A 17,163-nucleotide genomic window follows, 5' to 3' on the forward strand; every position below is an offset into this window, starting at 1 on the left:
GGGCGCCCGCACGTCTTCGGTGGCCCGCCGGACTACAGCCCGGCCAGGGGGTTGCGCAGGGTGCCCGCCAGCTGCAGCGCGCCCGACGGGTCGGCCAGGTCCACCATCTGCCGGTTGTTCCGCAACTGGAGCCGGTTGAGGCAGGACAGCGCGAACTCGGGTGCGAACAGGTCGTACCGGCGGAACCGGTCGGCGAGGGAGGGCACCGACTCCTGGTAGGCGCGGACGACCTCGGCGACCGTCGCCCAGAAACCGTCCTCCTCCAGCACGCCCTCCTCGGCGAGGATCGCCGCCAGGAAGCGGAAGAAGCAGTCGAAGACGTCGGTGAAGAGGGACAGCAGCCTGTGGTCCTCCGGGACCTCCACCCGGATCCGGCGCACCTCGGGCGGCAGCGCCGCGTCCGGGTCCAGCACCGCGATCTCCTCGGCGATGTCCTTGAACACCGCCCGGCGCACCGCCCCGTCCTCCAGGACGAGGATCACGTTCTCGCCGTGCGGCATGAACACCAGGTCGTAGGCGTAGAAGCTGTGCAGCAGCGGCACCAGGTAGGCGCGCAGGTAATCGCGCAGCCACTGCCGGGGCGGCAGTCCGGAACGGGCGATCAGCGCGCCCGCGAAGGAGGCGCCCTCGTGGTCGACGTGCAGCAGCGAGGCCATCGTCGCCAGGGACTCCCCGCCGCGCAGCGAGGGCACCGGGCTCTCCCGCCACAGCGCGGCCAGCATCTTGCGGTACGGCGAGTGGCGGTCCGTGGCGGCCTCGTACTCCAGGTGCCGGTAGCCGACCGCCGCCCGCTCCCGGATGATGCTCAGGCCCGTGCCCTTGAGGACCGGGTCGCCCGCGATCAGCCGGGCCAGCCAGTCGTTGATGGCCGGGGTGGCCTCCATGTAGGCGGCGGACAGGCCGCGCATGAAGCCCATGTTGAGGACGGACAGGGCCGTCTTCACATAGTGCTTCCCGGGGTGGGAGGTGTTGAAGAAGGTCCGCACGGACTGCTGGGCCAGGTACTCGTCGTCGCCCTCGCCCAGGCACACCAGGTGGCGGCGGGCGATCTCGGCGGCGAAGGTGACGGAGAGTTTGTTCCACCACTGCCAGGGGTGGACGGGGAGGAAGAGGTAGTCGGCCGGGTCCAGGCCCTGGGAGGTGAGCACGCCGTGGAAGCGGCGGATCGTCTCCTCGCCCAGTTCGGCGCGCAGGAACGTCTCGTACTCGACGCCGGTGCCGGCGGTGAACGCCGCCCGTGAGCGGTGCGCGGCCAGCCACACCAGCCGCAGCGGGCTCGCGGTCTCGGGCGCGTACGACAGGTACTCGTGCACGCCGAAGCCGAGCCGTCCGTTGTTGGCGACGAAGCACGGGTGGCCCTCGGTCATGCCGGTCTCGATGTCCTGGAAGGAGCCCTTCGCCAGTTCGGCGGAGGTGACCTGGGGCTTGGAGAGCTTGTAGCAGGTGCTGGAGAGGGTGGAGGAGATCTCCTCCAGGTAGACCGGCAGGATGTCCTCGCTCAGGCCGAGGGTCTTCCTCAGCTCGACGAAGAAGTCCAGCGCCGCGAGCGGTACCTCCGTGCCGTCGCGGTGGCGGGTGAGCGAGTCCGGGTCGACCTGCCAGTGGTCCAGCGCGCGGCGGGTGGCGGTGAAGCGGTAGCGGGTCAGCCCGTCGTCGCTGCGCACCGCGTAGCCGTCGCCGTCCGGCTCGGGCGTGAGCAGCCGCTCGTGGGCGAACTCGGCGAGCGCCTTGCGGATCAGCAGGCGGTTGGCCCGTTCCCAGTGGGCGGGGGAGAGGTGGGAGACGGCGTCGGCGAGGCTCACGCGGCCACCGCCTTCTCGAACCGCTCCCGGGTGCAGAAGCTCAGCAGCGCCTTCTTCTCCGGCTTGTGGATCTCCCGTTCCGGGACGAACCCGACGGCCTCGTTCAGGGCGTGCACGGCGGTGTTGCGTATGTCCGGCTCGACCACGATCCGCCGGACGGCCGGGTCCTCGAACAGGTACCGCAGCACGGCGGTGATCACGTCCCGGGTGAAGCCGTGCACGGGTGTGTCGGTGGGCGCGACCAGGAAGTGCATGCCGACGTCGCCCGGCTCGGCCTCGTACAGCCCGGTCAGCTCGCGGTGGGCGGGGTCGTAGCGCTCCATCAGGAAGACGGGTTCGCCGTCGTGGAGGCCGAGGAAGGCGTCGTGGTGCTCGTCGGCCGCGATCTCCATGTAGGCGCGTTCGACGTCCTGGAGCCTCGCGTCCTGCATCATCCAGAACACCGCCTTGGGGTGGGTGACCCAGCCGTGCAGCAGCTCGGCGTCCTTCAGCGGGTCGAGCGGGCGGATCGTGAAGGTCATACGGCGAACTCCTGGAATGCGATCGACTTCTCGACGGGGTAGTACTCGGTGCCGAGCAGCTCGCGGATGATGCAGCTGTTGCGGTAGGCACCCATGCCCAGGTCGGGGCTGGTGATGCTGTGGGCGTGCACGCCCGCGTTCTGGAGGAAGACGCCCCGGCCGGTCACGTCGATGGCGTAGTTGCGGCCGATGGCGTGATTGCCGTGCGTGTCGTGGCGCAGCCGGTGGCGGACGGGCGCGAGGAATTCCGGTTCGGTGTAGCGGTAGCCGGTGGCCAGGACCAGGCCCTCGCTGCGCAGCTCGAAGTCCTTGCCCTGCTCCTCCTGGCGGAAGCCGAGGGTGTAGGAGCCGCTGCCGGGGTCGTAGGAGGCGCTGTGCAGGGCGGAGTTGGTGAGCAGGCGGGTGGGGACGGGGCCGCTGAGGTTCTTCCGGTAGAGCAGGTCGAAGATCTCGTCGATCAGGTCGCCGTCGATGCCCTTGAACAGGCCCTTGTGCTGCTCGGTGAGGCGGTAGCGGGTGGCTTCGGGCAGCGCGTGGTAGTAGTCGACGTACTCCGGTGAGGTCATCTCCAGGGTGAGTTTGGTGTATTCGAGGGGGAAGAAGCGCGGGGAGCGGGTGACCCAGTTCAGCCGGTAGCCGTGGACGTCGATCTCGCCGAGCAGGTCGAGGTAGATCTCGGCGGCGGACTGGCCGCTGCCGACCAGTGTGATCGACTTCTTGCGCTGGAGGTCCGCCTTGTGCTCCAGGTAGCGGGAGTTGTGCAGGAAGTCGCCGCCGAGGCCGTGGCAGGCGTCGGGCAGGTGCGGCGGGGTGCCGGTGCCGAGGACCAGCCGGGGCGCCCGGTACGCGGCCCCGGTGTCCGTCCGGACCGTGTACAGCCCGTCGTCCTCGTCGTACGTCACCTCGGTGACCGTCGTGCCGAAGCGGACGCTGCTCAGCCGGTTCGCCGCCCAGCGGCAGTAGTCGTCGTACTCGACGCGCAGCGGGTAGAAGTTCTCCCTGATGTAGAAGGAGTACAGCCGTCCTTTCTCCTTCAGGTAGTTGAGGAAGGAGTACGGGGACGTGGGGTCGGCCAGGGTGACCAGGTCCGACATGAACGGGGTCTGCAGGTGGGCGCCGTCCAGGAACATGCCCGGGTGCCAGCTGAAGTCGGGCTTGGACTCCAGGAAGACCCCGTCGAGCCCGTCGATCGGCTCGGTGAGGCAGGCGAGGCCGAGGTTGAAGGGGCCGAGCCCGATCCCCACGAAGTCGTGGGTCGTGGCGGCGGATGCGGCTTCAGGACGCGCGGTCAAGGGACTCTCCCAGGTACTGCTCGGCGTGGCCGGCGATCAGGTCGAGGACGGCGGCGAGGTCGTCCCTCGTCGTCTCCGGGTTGAGCAGGGTGAACTTCAGGTAGTGGCGGCCGCCCGCCTTGGTGCCCGCGACCACGGCCTCGCCGGAGGCGAACAGCGCCTTGCGGGCGTACAGGTTGGCGCGGTCGGCGGCGGCCGGGTCGGTCACGGCGGCGGGGACGTAGCGGAAGACCAGGGTGGACAGCGCCGGTTCGACGACGACCTCGTAGCGGGGGTCGGCGGTGAGCATCCGCCAGCCCTCGGCGGCCAGCGCGCAGACCTCGTCGAAGAGCCGGCCGACGCCGTCGGCGCCCATCACGCGCAGCGTCGTCCACAGCTTGAGCGCGTCGAAGCGGCGGGTGGTCTGCAGGGACTTGTCGACCTGGTTGGGGATGCGTTCGGCGAGAGTGCGGCGGGGGTTGAGGTACTCGGCGTGGAAGGTGGCGTGCCGCAGGGTCGCCGCGTCGCGCACCAGCAGGGCCGACGAACTCACCGGCTGGAAGAAGGACTTGTGGAAGTCGACGGTGACCGAGTCGGCGCGTTCGATGCCGGCGAGCAGGTGGCGCCGGGTGGGGGAGACCAGCAGGCCGCAGCCGTAGGCGGCGTCCACGTGCAGCCAGGTGCCGAAGCGCGCGCACAGCTCGGCGGTCTCGGGCAGCGGGTCGATGGAGCCGTAGTCGGTGGTGCCGGCCGTGGCGACCACGGCCATGGGCAGCAGGCCCTCCGCGCGGCAGCGCTCCAGTTCACGGGCGAGCGCGACCGTCCGCATCCGCTTGTCGCGGTCGACGGGGACGGGGATCACCGCGTCGGGGCCGAGGCCGAGCAGTTTCGCCGATTTCTGGACGCTGAAGTGGCCTGCCTCGGAGGCGAGGACGCGCAGCCGGGCCGGGTCGTCGGTCTTGGCCTCCTCGCGGGCCAGCAGCAGCGCCTGGAGGTTGGACTGGGAGCCGCCGGAGGTGAACACGCCGTCGGCGGCGGGGCCCAGGCCGATCCGGGCGGCGGTCCAGCCGACGAGCTTGCGCTCGATGAGGGTGGCGCCGGCCGACTGGTCCCAGGTGTCCAGGGAGGAGTTGACGGCGGACAGGACCGCCTCGCCGAGCACCGCCGGGATGACGACCGGGCAGTTGAGGTGGGCGACGTAGCGGGGGTGGTGGAAGTAGACCGCGTCCCGCAGGTAGACCTCGTCGAGTTCGTCGAGGACGGCGGCGGTGTCGCCCAGCGGCCGGTCGAGGTCGATCCCGTCGATGCGGGGGGCGAGGGCGCCGGGGGTGACACCGGTGAACGGACGGTCGGTGGCGGCGATCCGGGCGGCCACCCGCTCGACTCCTTCGGTCACGGAACGGCGGTAGTGCTCCGCGGTGAGGTCATTGAGCAGGTGCGAGCGCATGGGGGTCCTCCGGGGGTGGGGACGGTCCGGGGCAGGACGTGACGAAGGGCGGAGCCTCACGATCAACTTAGGTAAGCCTAACCTAACTTTGTATCGCTCAAACTCCGCCCTTGCGTGACCGGCGTCACTGCTGTGCCGTGTCACCGCGAGCCGGTGTGCCGCACGCGGCGGCCGGTCTCAGAGCTGCGGACAGAAGTGGGCCCGGCGGAACCCGCTTCTGTCCGCGGCTCTCACTCCTGGGCGCGCAACTGCTCCTCCGTCAGGCCGCGCCGCCAGTAGCCGACGAAGGTGACGCGCCGCTTGTCGATCCCGCGCTCGCCGACGCAGTGCCGGCGCAGCGCCCGCACGCAGCCGGACTCGCCGGCGAGCCAGACGTAGGGGCGTTCGGCCGCGGGGAGGCGGGCGGCGCGCAGCGCGCCGAGGGCCATGGGGGAGCCCTCGGCGCCGCTGCCGTCGTTCACCAGCCAGGTGATCTCGGCGTCGGCGCCGCACGCCACGTCCTGGACGTCCCCGGCGTGGCGCACCTCCAGCCAGGCGCGTACCCGGGTGCCGGCCGGCAGGGACTCCAGGATCGCGGTCGCGGCCGGTACGGCCGTCTCGTCGCCCCACATCACCACGAGGTCGGTGTCCTCGGGCGGGCGGAAGCGGATCGCCCGGTTGTCCGCGACGGCTGGGCCGAGCAGCAGGACGCGGTCGCCGGGCCGGGCGCGGGCGGCCCAGCGCGAGGCGGGTCCGGCGGGGGCGGCCGTGCCGGGCTCCGTGCCGTGCAGGGCGAAGTCGATGTCGATGCCGGTGGTGCGGCCGGCGGCGTCCCGGTGCCGCGCGCGCAGGGTGTACGAGCGCATCACCGCCCGTACGTCGTCGGGCAGTTCGCGCCAGCCCTGCCACCAGCCATCGCCCAGCTCCAGCGGCACGGCGGGCTCGTCCTGGCCGGGGTGCGGCAGGAACAGGGAGAGGGACTGGTCGCGCCCGTGGGAGGCGAAGGCGTGCAGGTCAGGGCCGGCGAAGCCGATCCGGACGAGCGACGGGCCGAGCCGCCTCGTCCCGGTGACTTGGAGGGAGAAGAACCGGAACGGGGCGGCCACGGCCGTCGTCATGAGTGCTCCTGAGTCGTCGTCAGTTCGTCGTCAGGGGGCGGAGAGGGGCTGGGTGGTCAGGAGACCTTCTTCGCCGTCTCGACGGCCTTCGCCAGGTCGTCGAGGAGCGGCACGCACTTGTCGTAGGACAGGATCGGCTCGGGGTTGCGCGCGATGACCTGGCCGGCCTTGACGGCGGGCAGCTTCTTCCAGGTGGCCTGGGTGATCGCGGCGGGCTGGATGGCCGAGGTGCGGTTGTCCATCATGATGATGTCGGCCGGGTACTTGTCGATGTTCTCCCAGCTCAGCGACTCGTACCAGCCACCGCCCTGCTTCTTGGCGCTCTCCGGGGGCTCGACGAAGTTCACGCCGAGCGCCTTGAAGTACTCCAGGTCGACGGAGAGGTTGGTGCCGGAGACGTAGAACAGGTCCTGGCTGGCGGAGCCGACCATCACCTTGATGCCGGGCCTGGCCTTGGCGGCGGCGCGCAGCCGGGCGGCGGCGTCCTGGAAGCGCTTCTTGGCCTGCGTGACCTTGTCGCCGGTCACGTCACCGCCGAGCGACCTGGCGAGCGCGAGCATGCGCTCCAGCGGCCGGGTCAGCTGCCGGTCGTAGACGGAGACGCCGACGGTCGGGGCGCCCACGCCGAGGATCTTCTTCTTCTGCTCCTCCGGGACGTACCAGAGGGTGCCGGCGGCGTCGAACATCGTGGAGACGAGGAGGTCGGGGGCGAGGGCCGCGTACTTCTCGATGTTGAACTGGCCCCACTCGTTGCCGAGGCTCGTCACCTTGGTGACGTCCAGGTCGCCGGCCTGCACGTCGGGCTTGCCGTCCTTGGTGGTCGTCGGGCCGAAGACGCCCTTGACCGGGACACCGTAGTCGTGGAGGGCTGCGGCCACGCCGACGAACGCGACGATCGCCGAGGGGGTCTTGCCGGCCTTGACCGTCTGCCCGCGGTCGTCCTCGAACGTCCACGGGCCGGACCCGGCCCCCGTCGCGCGGCTGCCCTGCCCGCCGGATTTCCCGTCGTCGGTGCCGCAGGCCGCGAGCACGGCCCCGAGACCGAGGGCGCCGCCCGCGGTCAGGATGCCGCGGCGGGAGAGGGTGGTGGCACGGGCGTTGGACATGGGTGTGGCTGCTTTCGAACGGGGCGGAGCACCGCCGGACAGGTTCGAAGGTAGGTTAGCCTAACCTCAGTCGCTGTCCAGGGGGCGGGGCGCGACCGCGGCGTCCAGCGCGGGAGCGACCACGGCGAACGCCCTGTCGAGCAGGCCCGCGGCGTCCTCGGTGCCGTCGCTGTCGCTCCACCGCCGCAGCGCGGTGTTGAAGGCTGTGAGCGCCATGCCCGCGGCCAGATGGGGGTAGAGGTCCGCGTCGGCGTCCTGCCCCTGACGCTGCGCCAGTTCCTCCGCCAGATCCCGGCGCCACTGCTCCTGGCGCTCCAGGAAACGCGCCAGCAGTGGCGGGGTGCGCAGGATCAGCTGGACCACGCGCAGTGTCCTGGCGGCGTGGTCGGGCCGGTCCGGCCGGTCGGCGCAGGCGGCCATCGCGGCCCGGGCGGTGTGCAGCAGTGCGGTGGCGGGCGGCTCCGCCGCGGGCCGGGCCGCGAGTTCCGCCCGCATGCCGAGGCCCAGGTCCGTCAGGAACCGGACCACCACGTCCTCCTTGGACGCGAAGTAGCGGAAGAACGTCCGCTTGGACACGCCCGCGGCGGCGGCGATCTCGTCCACCGTGACCCCGTCGAACCCCTTGCGGGCCAGGAGTTGCAGGGCGGCCTCGGCCAGTTCCCCCGCGACGAGCTGTCGTTTGCGTTCGGCCATGGTCAGTTCGGGGCGTCGGGTCACCCCTGGATCGTAACGGGACGCGTGCCGCGCATGGCACTCGGCAGCGCTGTGGCACGGAGTTCTATGGTTGACACCGAGTGTCATGCGGGGCAATGTGTGCCACATGACGAAGCGTCAACACTGGACCGCCGACCACATCCCGGACCAGACCGGCAGGGTGTGCGTCGTCACCGGGGCCACCGGCGGCCTCGGCCTCGCGACCACCCGGGCACTGGCCCGCAAGGGCGCGCACGTGATCCTCGCCGTACGGGACGCGGACAGGGGGCACCGGGCCGCCGCGGCCGTCACCGCCGAGCAGCCGGACGCCGCCCTGGAGGTGTGCCGCCTGGACCTGGCCGACCTCGACTCCGTCCGCGCCTTCGCCGAGCGGCTGCGCACCGGCCGGCGCCGGCTGGACGTGCTCGTCAACAACGCCGGGGTGATGGCCCCGCCCCGCACGCTGAGCCCGCAGGGTCACGAGTCGCAGTTCGCCTGCAACCACCTCGGCCACTTCGCGCTCACCGGGCTGCTGCTCGAACTGCTGGCCGCCGGCCGTGACCCCCGGGTCGTCACCGTCACCTCCCTCAACCACCGCAGGGGCCGCATCCACTACGACGACCTCACCGGCGAGCGGCACTACGCGCCCATGGCCTTCTACGACCAGTCGAAGTTCGCCGGCGCCGTCTTCGGACACGAACTCCACCGGCGGCTGGCCGGGGCCGGCAGCCCCGTGCGCAGCGTGCTCGCCCACCCCGGCTACACCGCCACCCGCCTCCAGACCGACGGCCCCGTCGGCCTGCCCAAACTGCTGTTCGGTCGCGTGCTGCGCCCGCTCGCCCAGCCCGTCGGCCGGGGAGCCCTGCCCCAGCTGTACGCGGCGACCGCCCCGGACGTGGGCGGCGGCGAGTTCCTCGGCCCGGACGGCCCCGGAGAGCTGCGCGGCGCGCCCGCCCGGGTGGCCCTGTCCCCGGCCGCCACCGATCCGGCGACGGGCCGCCGCCTGTGGGACCTGTCGGAACAGCTCACGGGGGTGCGATTCGCCTTGCCGGCGACCGCGTAGCCCGCGACGGCGCCCGACACCGCCCCCGACGCCGGCCCCGACGCCGGCGCGAGGTGCGCCCGGCCGCCGCCGCGCCCGGCGGGAGCCCCGGCCCCGGTCGACGTGTGCGGACCACGCGCCCGGTGCGGGCGCACCGGGCGCCGGGCGGCCGGGACGCTGGCGCGGGGGGAAGCCGGAGCCTTAGATGAGACACCATGAACTCGAACAGGAACGTCCGGCCCAGCCGCCGCTCCCTCCTCGCCCTGGGCGGTGCCGGTGCGCTCACCGCCGCGACCGCGTCCGTCGGCGCGGGGACGGCCTTCGCCGCCACCTCACCCGCGCCGGGCTCGGCCCTGCTGGTGCCCTCCCCGAGACTCGACCTGAACAGCGCGTCGGCCAACTGGATACGCGGGAAGGCCACCAAGGACTCCACCATCATCCAGTCGTTCGGATACGACAACGTCAACAGGCACATCTACCTGGCGCAGGTGACGCAGGCGGGGCTGAGACTGACCGGTGAGTCCGCTCCGGTCAGCAGTGCGGACCGCAACCTGCACGGCGACCTGACGATCACCAAATGGGACATGGCCGGAAACATCCTCGGCCACATGTACCTGCGGGGGTTCGGTCACGGGATGAGTTTCGGTGTCGAACCGGTCGGCCCCACGGCCTGTCTGTGGACGGAGGTCGATGCCGTAGCGCTGAGCGACGGCACCAGCCGCGGCTCGCGCCTGGCCCGTTTCCCCTTCACCGACGGCCAGGTGCTCGACGCCACCTCTCCCGGTCTCGTCACCTACACGCCGGTGCCCGGTTCCAAGGTCAACACGGCCAGCGTCGATCCGGTGTACGGCCGACTCGTCGTCCGTTACCAGGACACGGACGGCCGCAAGAAATACCAGGTGCACGATCTCGACCTGGCGCGCCTCGGCATCTGGAGCGAGCCGCTCGCGGCCATCGAGGAGCCGGACATCACCGCGGTCGCCGGGTGGCCTCTCGCCACCTACGGCCACCCGTCCCTCCAGGGTTACGTCGCCGTCGGCCGGTACCTCTACATGCTGCACGGCGATCCCTACGACTCGACCGAGAAGATCGGCGACCAGGACGTGGTGATCTCCCAGCCGGGCGTCGGCAACACGTTCATCAGCTCGGTGGATCTCACCACGGGCGCCTTCTCCCCGGCCCCGCCGTCCCCTTTCAACGTCAACGTCAATCCCTGCCACACCGCTGCCGCGTACACGTTGGACTACCGCGAACCCGAAGGTCTCGGCGTCTACGTCCCGGACCTCGCCGAGCCCGGCGTCTTCAGCATCGGCATGGGATTCGCCTCGGGCGCGAAAGGCGCGCGCCTGGCCAGCATCTACGGCAAGTCCGGTCTCATCCAGCCCTCTTGACGGGTACGGGAAGAGCCTGATGCAGCCGCCGCAAGCGGCGCAGGGTCCGTCCCAGCTCATCGTTCGCCACGCTGCCACGGTACGCCGCACCGCCTGGCGGAGAGGGGTGTTGGACGCCTGCCTCGGGTGGTTCGCTGATGGGGGCATGGACCTCCAGCGCTCGTTGTGGACCGCTGGCAGCAGGCTCGTTGCCGTCCCGGCCCGTCAACTCCGGGGGGCGAGGGTGCCGGAGTGATGGCGGACCATCCCCGGCACACCCGCGGCCTCACCGGAGCGGCACCGCCTCAGCTCGTCAGCCCCAGCTCGCGGGCGATCAGCATGCGCTGGACCTCGCTCGTGCCCTCGCCGATCTCCAGGATCTTGGAGTCGCGCCACATGCGGGCGACCGGGTACTCGTTCATGAAGCCGTAGCCGCCGTGGATCTGGGTGGCGTCGCGGGCGTTGTCGACGGCGATCGTGGAGGAGTACAGCTTGGCGAGGGCCGCCTCCTTCTTGAAGGGCTCGCCCGCGACCAGGCGGTAGGCCGCGTCCCGCCACGCCAGGCGCGAGGTGTGGGCCTTCATCTCCATGTCGGCGATCTTGAACTGGATCGCCTGGTTGGCGCCGATCGGACGGCCGAAGGAGTGGCGTTCCTTCGCGTACTTCACCGACTCGTCCACACAGCCCTGGGCCAGGCCGGTGGCCAGCGCCGCGATGGCGATGCGGCCCTCGTCGAGGATCCGCAGGAACTGCGCGTAGCCCCGGCCCTCCTGGCCGAGCAGGTTGGCGGCCGGGACCCGGACGTCCTGGAAGGACAGCTCACGGGTGTCCGAGGCGTTCCAGCCGACCTTGGAGTAGGCGGGGGCGACGGTGAAGCCGGGCGTGCCGGACGGGACGATGATCGCGGAGATGAGCGGCTTGCCGTCGGGCTTGTGGCCGGTCACCGCCGTGACCGTCACCAGGCCGGTGATGTCCGTGCCCGAGTTGGTGATGAAGCACTTGCTGCCGTTGATCACCCACTCGTCGGTGGCCGCGTCCAGGCGGGCCGTCGTCCGGGTCGCGCCCGCGTCCGAGCCGCCGTCCGGCTCCGTCAGGCCGAAGGCGCCCAGGATCTCGCCCGCGCACAGGCGCGGCAGCCACTCGCGCTTCTGCTCCTCGGTGCCGAACAGGTGCAGCGGCATGGCGCCCAGGGAGACTCCGGCCTCCAGGGTGATGGCGACCGAGGAGTCCACCCGGGCCAGCTCCTCCAGGGCGATGCCGAGCGCCAGGTAGTCGCCGCCCATGCCGCCGTACTCCTCCGGGAACGGCAGCCCGAACAGCCCCATGCGGCCCATCTCGCGCACGATCTCGTACGGGAACTCGTGCCGCTCGTAGAAGTCGCCGATCTTCGGCGCGACGACGTCGTGCGCGAACTGCTCCACGGTGCGGCGCAGTTCCTCCAGCTCGGGGGTGAGGTGGTGGTTCATCGTCGATCACTGCTCCTTGTGGGAGAGGGCGCGGAGGGTTCGGGAGGGGCTGGGGCGGCCCAGGTGCGCGGCCATCCACTCGCTCGTGGCGACGAGGCGGCCGAGGTCCACTCCGGTGTCGATGCCGAGGCCCCGCAGCATCCACACCAGGTCCTCGGTGGCGAGGTTGCCGGTGGCGGACCTGGCGTAGGGGCAGCCGCCCAGGCCGCCCGCGGAGGCGTCGACGGTGGTGACGCCGTGCTGGAGGGCGGCCAGGGTGTTGGCGAGCGCCTGGCCGTAGGTGTCGTGGAAGTGCACGCCGAGCGCCGAGACCGGCACCCGCTGCTCGCCGAGCGCGGACAGCAGCTCCAGGACGTGCCCGGGGGTGGCGACGCCGATCGTGTCGCCGAGGCTCAGCTCGTCGCAGCCCATGTCCAGCAGGGCGCGGCAGACCCGGACCACCTGGTGGACGGGGACCGCGCCCTCCCACGGGTCGCCGAAGCACATCGACAGGTAGCCGCGCACGTGCGCGCCCGCGTCCTTCGCGCGCCGCACCACCGGCTCGAACATGGCCAGTGCCTCGTCGACCGTCCGGTTGAGATTGGCCTTGGCGAAGGACTCGGTGGCACTGGCGAAGACGGCGACGCGGTCGGCGTGCAGGGCCAGCGCGCGGTCCAGGCCGCGCTCGTTCGGCACCAGAACCGGGAGGTCCACCGGGAGGTCGCTGACGAGGGGGAACAGGTCTTCCGCGTCGGCGAGCTGCGGCACCCACTGGGGATGGACGAAGCTGGTGGCCTCGATCGTCGTCAGGCCCGCCTCGGCCAGGCGGCGGATGAACTTCGCCTTGATCTCGGTCGGGACCGCCGCCTTCTCGTTCTGCAGGCCGTCGCGCGGGCCGACCTCGTGGATCCGGACCCGGGCGGGCAGGTCGGGGGCCGGGACGGTCATGGGCAGGGCTTCGGGGGTCATGGCCGCGCCGTCCCTTCCTCGTCGTGCGGTGCGACGACCGCGAGAACCTGGTCCATGGCGACCGTCGTGCCGGGGGTGACGTCCAGCTCGGTGACCGTGCCGGCGTGCGGGGCGGAGATGACGTGCTCCATCTTCATCGCCTCGACCACCAGCAGGCTCTCGCCCGCGCTCACCTCGTCGCCGACGGCGACCTTCACCACCGTGACCGTGCCGGGCATGGGGGCGGTGAGCGAGTCGGCGCCGGAGTGGGCCGACCGGGTGAGGGAGGCGGCCACCGGGTCGTGGTCGCGCACGTGCCAGGCGTCGCCGTCGCGGCCCAGCCAGTCGGCGGCGCGGTGGAAGGTGTGGCGGACGCCGTCGAGGGTGACGGCGACCGTGTCCTCGGTGACGGTGTGCGTGCCGCGCGGGGTGTACTCCACGGGGTCGGTCACCCGCAGCGGGAAGGCCACCGGCCTCGGCTCGCCGCCCAGCCGCCAGCCGCTCGGCACGGAGAACGGGTCCGTCCAGCCCTCCGCCTTCGGGCGCAGCGCGTCCAGGCGGAGGGCCGCCGCGGCCTCGTAGACCTCCTCCGGCACGTCGGCGGGGACCAGCTCGTCCACCACCCGCTCCACCAGACCGGTGTCCAGGTCACCCGCCACGACGGCCGGGTGGGCCAGCAGCCGGCGCAGGAACCCGGCGTTGGTCTGCACGCCCAGCGTGACCGTCCCGGCCAGGGCCGCGCGCAGCTTGCGCAGCGCGGTCGCGCGGTCGGGGCCGTAGGCGATGACCTTGGACAGCATGGGGTCGTAGAGGCTGCCGACCTCGGTGCCCTCGCTGAGTCCGGAGTCGGTGCGCACCCCCTCGCCCCGCGGCTCGCGCAGCCTGAGCACGGTGCCGCCGGAGGGCAGGAACCCGCGCGCGGGGTCCTCGGCGCACAGCCGGGCCTCCACCGCGTGACCGGTGAGGGTGACGTCCTCCTGCGCGTAGGGCAGGTGCTCGCCCGCCGCGACCCGCAGCTGCCACTCCACCAGGTCCACTCCGGTGACCAGTTCGGTGACCGGGTGCTCCACCTGGAGACGGGTGTTCATCTCCATGAAGTAGTACGACGACGGGTCGCCGCCGGGGACGATGAACTCCACCGTGCCCGCGCCCCGGTAGCCGCAGGAGCGGGCCGCCTGCACCGCGGCCTCGCCCATCGCGGCCCGGATCTCCTCGTCGAGGAGCACGCTGGGCGCCTCCTCGATGATCTTCTGGTGGCGGCGCTGCAGGGAGCACTCTCGCTCGCCGAGGTGGATCACGTGGCCGTGGCCGTCGGCCAGGACCTGGATCTCGATGTGCCGGAGGGTGTCCACCCAGCGCTCGACCAGCAGGGTGTCGTCGCCGAAGGAGGCGCGGGCCTCGCGGCGGGCGGCGGCGATCTCGTCCGCGAGCGCCTCCTGCGCGCGCACCAGCCGCATGCCCTTGCCGCCGCCGCCCGCCGACGGCTTGAGCAGCACCGGCATGCCGATGGCGCGGGCGGCCTCGGCGAGCTGCTCGTCGCTCAGGCCGGAGCCGCTGGAGCCGGGGACGACCGGCACCCCGGCCGCCGCGACCGTCTCCTTGGCGCGGATCTTGTCGCCCATGAGGGCGATCGCGTCCGCCGGGGGGCCGATGAAGACCAGGCCGGCCGCCTCGCAGGCGCGTGCGAAGTCCGCGTTCTCGGCGAGGAAGCCGTACCCGGGGTGGACGGCCTGCGCGCCGGTGCGGGCGGCGGCTTCGAGCAGCCGGTCGGCGGACAGGTAGCTCTCGGCCGCGGGCGCCGGGCCGATCCGTACCGCCGCGTCGGCCTCCCGGACGTGGCGGGCGTCCGCGTCGGCGTCGGAGAAGACCGCCACCGAGCGCACGCCCAGCGCGCGCAGCGTGCGGATGACGCGGACGGCGATCTCGCCGCGGTTGGCCACCAGAACTGTGTCGAACATGTTTACGAAGTCCCCCTCACATCCGGAAAACGCCGAACTGGGGGTCACCCAGCGGAGCGTTGGCGCACGCGGTCAGGGCCAGGCCCAGCACCTGCCGGGTCTCCAGCGGGTCGATCACCCCGTCGTCCCACAGCCGTGCGGTGGCGTAGTAGGCGCTGCCCTGGCGCTCGTACTGCGCGCGGACCGGGGCCTTGAAGGACTCCTCGTCCTCCACGGACCACTCCTCGCCGCGCGCCTCGAGCTGGTCGCGCTTGACGGTGGCGAGCACGGAGGCGGCCTGTTCGCCGCCCATGACGGAGATCTTCGCGTTGGGCCACATCCACAGGAAGCGGGGGGAGTAGGCCCGGCCGCACATCGAGTAGTTGCCCGCGCCGTAGGAGCCGCCGACGACGACCGTCAGCTTGGGCACGCGCGTGCAGGCGACGGCCGTGACCATCTTCGCGCCGTGCTTGGCGATGCCGCCCGCCTCGTAGTCGCGGCCCACCATGAAGCCGGAGATGTTCTGCAGGAACAGCAGCGGGATGCCGCGCTGGTCGCACAGCTCGATGAAGTGGGCGCCCTTCTGGGCGGACTCGGAGAACAGGATGCCGTTGTTGCCGACGATCCCCACCGGGTGGCCGTGGATCCGGGCGAAGCCGGTGACCAGGGTCTGCCCGAACTCCGCCTTGAACTCGGCGAAGCGGGAGCCGTCCACCACGCGCGCGATGATCTCCCGCACGTCGTAGGGGGTGCGGGAGTCCACCGGCACCGCGCCGTACAGCCCGTAGGGGTCGACCTTCGGTTCCACGGCCGCGGTGACGTCCCAGGGCAGGGTCCCGCGCGCGGGGAGGGTGGAGACGATGGTGCGCACGATCCGCAGCGCGTGCGCGTCGTCCTCGGCGAGGTGGTCGGTGACGCCGGAGGTGCGGGAGTGCACCTCGCCGCCGCCCAGCTCCTCGGCGGTCACGACCTCCCCGGTGGCCGCCTTCACCAGCGGCGGACCGCCCAGGAAGATCGTGCCCTGGTTCCGGACGATCACCGCCTCGTCGCTCATCGCCGGGACGTACGCCCCGCCCGCCGTGCACGAGCCGAGCACCGCGGCGATCTGCGGGATCCCGGCGCCGGACATGCGGGCCTGGTTGTAGAAGATCCGGCCGAAGTGCTCCCGGTCGGGGAAGACCTCGTCCTGCATCGGCAGGAACGCGCCGCCCGAGTCGACCAGGTACAGGCACGGCAGCCGGTTCTCCAGGGCCACCTCCTGGGCCCTCAAGTGCTTCTTCACCGTCATCGGGTAGTACGTGCCGCCCTTGACGGTGGCGTCGTTGGCGACGATCACGCACTCGCGCCCGCTCACCCGCCCGATCCCCGCGATCACCCCGGCGGCCGGGGCCTGCCCGTCGTACATCCCCTCGGCGGCCAGCGGGGCCAGCTCCAGGAACGGCGAGCCCGCGTCGAGAAGGGTGTCCACGCGCTCGCGCGGCAGCAGCTTCCCGCGCGCGGTGTGGCGGGCCCGTGCCCGCTCACCGCCGCCGAGCCGGGCGGCGGCCAGCTTGCCGCGCAGCTCCTCGACGAGCGCCCGGTGCGCCTGTTCGTTGGCCTTCCAGGCCTCCGACGCGGGGTCGGCCGCGCTCGTCAGCTCCGGTGCCTCCTGCATCCTCGCGGTCCCCTCACCCAGTGGTCCACTGTTAATGAGCGTTAACCCATCTCCTCCAGGTTAACGAGCGCTAACGCCGCTGTCTAGAATTGTTCTCATGGCCACGCGAACCGACGCCCCCACCCGCCGCGAGCAGATCCTCAAGGAAGCCGCGCGGCTCTTCGCCGAACGCGGCTTCCACGGCGTCGGCGTCGACGAGATAGGCGCCGCCGTGGGCATCAGCGGACCGGGCCTGTACCGGCACTTCCCCGGCAAGGACGCCATGCTCGCGGAGCTGCTGGTCGGCATCAGCGGCCGGCTGCTGACCGGGGCGAAGCGGCGCCTGGCGGAGGCGGACGGGACGGCGGGTCCGGACGCGGTCCTCGACTCGCTCATCGAGGGGCACATCGACTTCGCGCTCGACGACCGGTCCCTCATCACCTTGCACGACCGCGAGCTGGACCGCCTGCGGGACAGCGACCGCAAGCTCGTGCGGCAGCTCCAGCGGCAGTACGTCGAACTGTGGGTGGACGTGGTCCGCCAAGTGCACCCGGAGCTGGCCGAGCCGGCCGCGCGGTCGGCGGTGCACTCGGTGTTCGGGCTGCTGAACTCGACGCCCCACCTGGGGCGGCGCGGGGTCCTGCCGGGGCGGGGGGCCACGGCGGAGCTGCTGCACCGGATGGCCCGGGGGGCGTTCGCCTCGGCGGGGGCGCCTGCGGCGGGCTGAGCGGGGAGGGGCTGGGGCTGCGCCCCGACCCCCGGTCGCCCACCGGGCGGGTTGGGCTGATTTCGCGGGGCGGGCGCGGGTGCGGGTGCGTCGTGGCCGGTCGCGCCCCTGCGGCGGAGCCGCA

At 72.1% G+C, this 17,163-nt stretch carries 14 protein-coding genes; 3 read left to right on the top strand and 11 right to left on the bottom strand.

All coding sequences use genetic code 11. The annotated features are described in order from the left end of the window. Window positions 1–32: 32 nt before the first annotated feature. The 7 genes from AC6I72_RS20215 to AC6I72_RS20245 all read right to left on the bottom strand — a co-directional run bounded on the left by AC6I72_RS20215 (window position 33) and on the right by AC6I72_RS20245 (window position 7,937). Window positions 33–1,802, bottom strand: coding sequence for an IucA/IucC family protein (locus AC6I72_RS20215; RefSeq protein ID WP_498002475.1), 1,770 nt, complete (start codon window positions 1,800–1,802; stop codon window positions 33–35). Further along, the gene (locus tag AC6I72_RS20220; RefSeq protein WP_498002476.1) at window positions 1,799–2,323 is read right to left on the bottom strand and encodes a GNAT family N-acetyltransferase; all 525 of its coding nucleotides are present in this window, start codon (window positions 2,321–2,323) and stop codon (window positions 1,799–1,801) included. The genes AC6I72_RS20215 and AC6I72_RS20220 overlap by 4 nt, the downstream gene beginning before the upstream one ends. Then, the gene (locus tag AC6I72_RS20225) at window positions 2,320–3,615 is read right to left on the bottom strand and encodes a lysine N(6)-hydroxylase/L-ornithine N(5)-oxygenase family protein (protein ID WP_498002478.1); all 1,296 of its coding nucleotides are present in this window, start codon (window positions 3,613–3,615) and stop codon (window positions 2,320–2,322) included. The genes AC6I72_RS20220 and AC6I72_RS20225 overlap by 4 nt, the downstream gene beginning before the upstream one ends. Next, window positions 3,599–5,041 carry a pyridoxal phosphate-dependent decarboxylase family protein gene (locus AC6I72_RS20230; RefSeq protein WP_498002480.1) on the bottom strand — a complete coding sequence of 481 codons (1,443 nt, stop codon included), beginning with the start codon at window positions 5,039–5,041 and terminating at the stop codon, window positions 3,599–3,601. The genes AC6I72_RS20225 and AC6I72_RS20230 overlap by 17 nt, the downstream gene beginning before the upstream one ends. 230 nt (window positions 5,042–5,271) lie before the next feature. Further along, complete coding sequence (locus tag AC6I72_RS20235) at window positions 5,272–6,138, bottom strand: siderophore-interacting protein (protein WP_498002481.1); 867 nt, start codon at window positions 6,136–6,138, stop codon at window positions 5,272–5,274. A 56-nt stretch (window positions 6,139–6,194) separates the two neighbouring features. Further along, complete coding sequence (locus AC6I72_RS20240; RefSeq protein ID WP_498002483.1) at window positions 6,195–7,244, bottom strand: ABC transporter substrate-binding protein; 1,050 nt, start codon at window positions 7,242–7,244, stop codon at window positions 6,195–6,197. Window positions 7,245–7,310: 66 nt separating this feature from the next. Continuing rightward, a complete protein-coding gene (locus AC6I72_RS20245) occupies window positions 7,311–7,937 on the bottom strand; it encodes an acyl-CoA-like ligand-binding transcription factor (protein WP_498004752.1) in 627 nt (208 codons plus the stop codon). Between the two features lie 127 nt (window positions 7,938–8,064). Here AC6I72_RS20245 and AC6I72_RS20250 point away from each other — a divergent pair, with 127 nt between their 5' ends. Beyond that, complete coding sequence (locus AC6I72_RS20250; protein ID WP_498002485.1) at window positions 8,065–9,000, top strand: oxidoreductase; 936 nt, start codon at window positions 8,065–8,067, stop codon at window positions 8,998–9,000. 194 nt (window positions 9,001–9,194) lie between these two features. Next, a complete protein-coding gene (locus AC6I72_RS20255) occupies window positions 9,195–10,370 on the top strand; it encodes a phage baseplate protein (RefSeq protein ID WP_498002487.1) in 1,176 nt (391 codons plus the stop codon). A 284-nt stretch (window positions 10,371–10,654) separates the two neighbouring features. On the opposite strand, the gene AC6I72_RS20260 is transcribed toward AC6I72_RS20255, so the two are convergent. From AC6I72_RS20260 to AC6I72_RS20275, 4 genes are read right to left on the bottom strand one after another with little or no spacing between them, the layout of a single operon-like run. Then, a complete protein-coding gene (locus tag AC6I72_RS20260) occupies window positions 10,655–11,815 on the bottom strand; it encodes an acyl-CoA dehydrogenase family protein (protein ID WP_498002488.1) in 1,161 nt (386 codons plus the stop codon). Between the two features lie 6 nt (window positions 11,816–11,821). After that, a complete protein-coding gene (locus AC6I72_RS20265; RefSeq protein WP_498002490.1) occupies window positions 11,822–12,763 on the bottom strand; it encodes a hydroxymethylglutaryl-CoA lyase in 942 nt (313 codons plus the stop codon). Further along, window positions 12,760–14,700: an acetyl/propionyl/methylcrotonyl-CoA carboxylase subunit alpha gene (locus AC6I72_RS20270; RefSeq protein ID WP_498002492.1), complete on the bottom strand. Its 1,941-nt coding sequence runs from the start codon at window positions 14,698–14,700 to the stop codon at window positions 12,760–12,762. The genes AC6I72_RS20265 and AC6I72_RS20270 overlap by 4 nt, the downstream gene beginning before the upstream one ends. A gap of 16 nt (window positions 14,701–14,716) precedes the next feature. Next, window positions 14,717–16,333, bottom strand: a complete 1,617-nt coding sequence (locus AC6I72_RS20275; protein ID WP_498002493.1) for a carboxyl transferase domain-containing protein — start codon at window positions 16,331–16,333, stop codon at window positions 14,717–14,719. A gap of 97 nt (window positions 16,334–16,430) precedes the next feature. On the opposite strand from AC6I72_RS20275, the gene AC6I72_RS20280 reads away from it, so the two are divergent. Next, entirely contained in the window at window positions 16,431–17,039 is a 609-nt protein-coding gene (locus tag AC6I72_RS20280; protein WP_498002495.1) for an SACE_7040 family transcriptional regulator, read from the top strand. The last annotated feature ends 124 nt before the right edge of the window (window positions 17,040–17,163 follow it).

The organism is Streptomyces sp. Xyl84 (assembly GCF_059731885.1).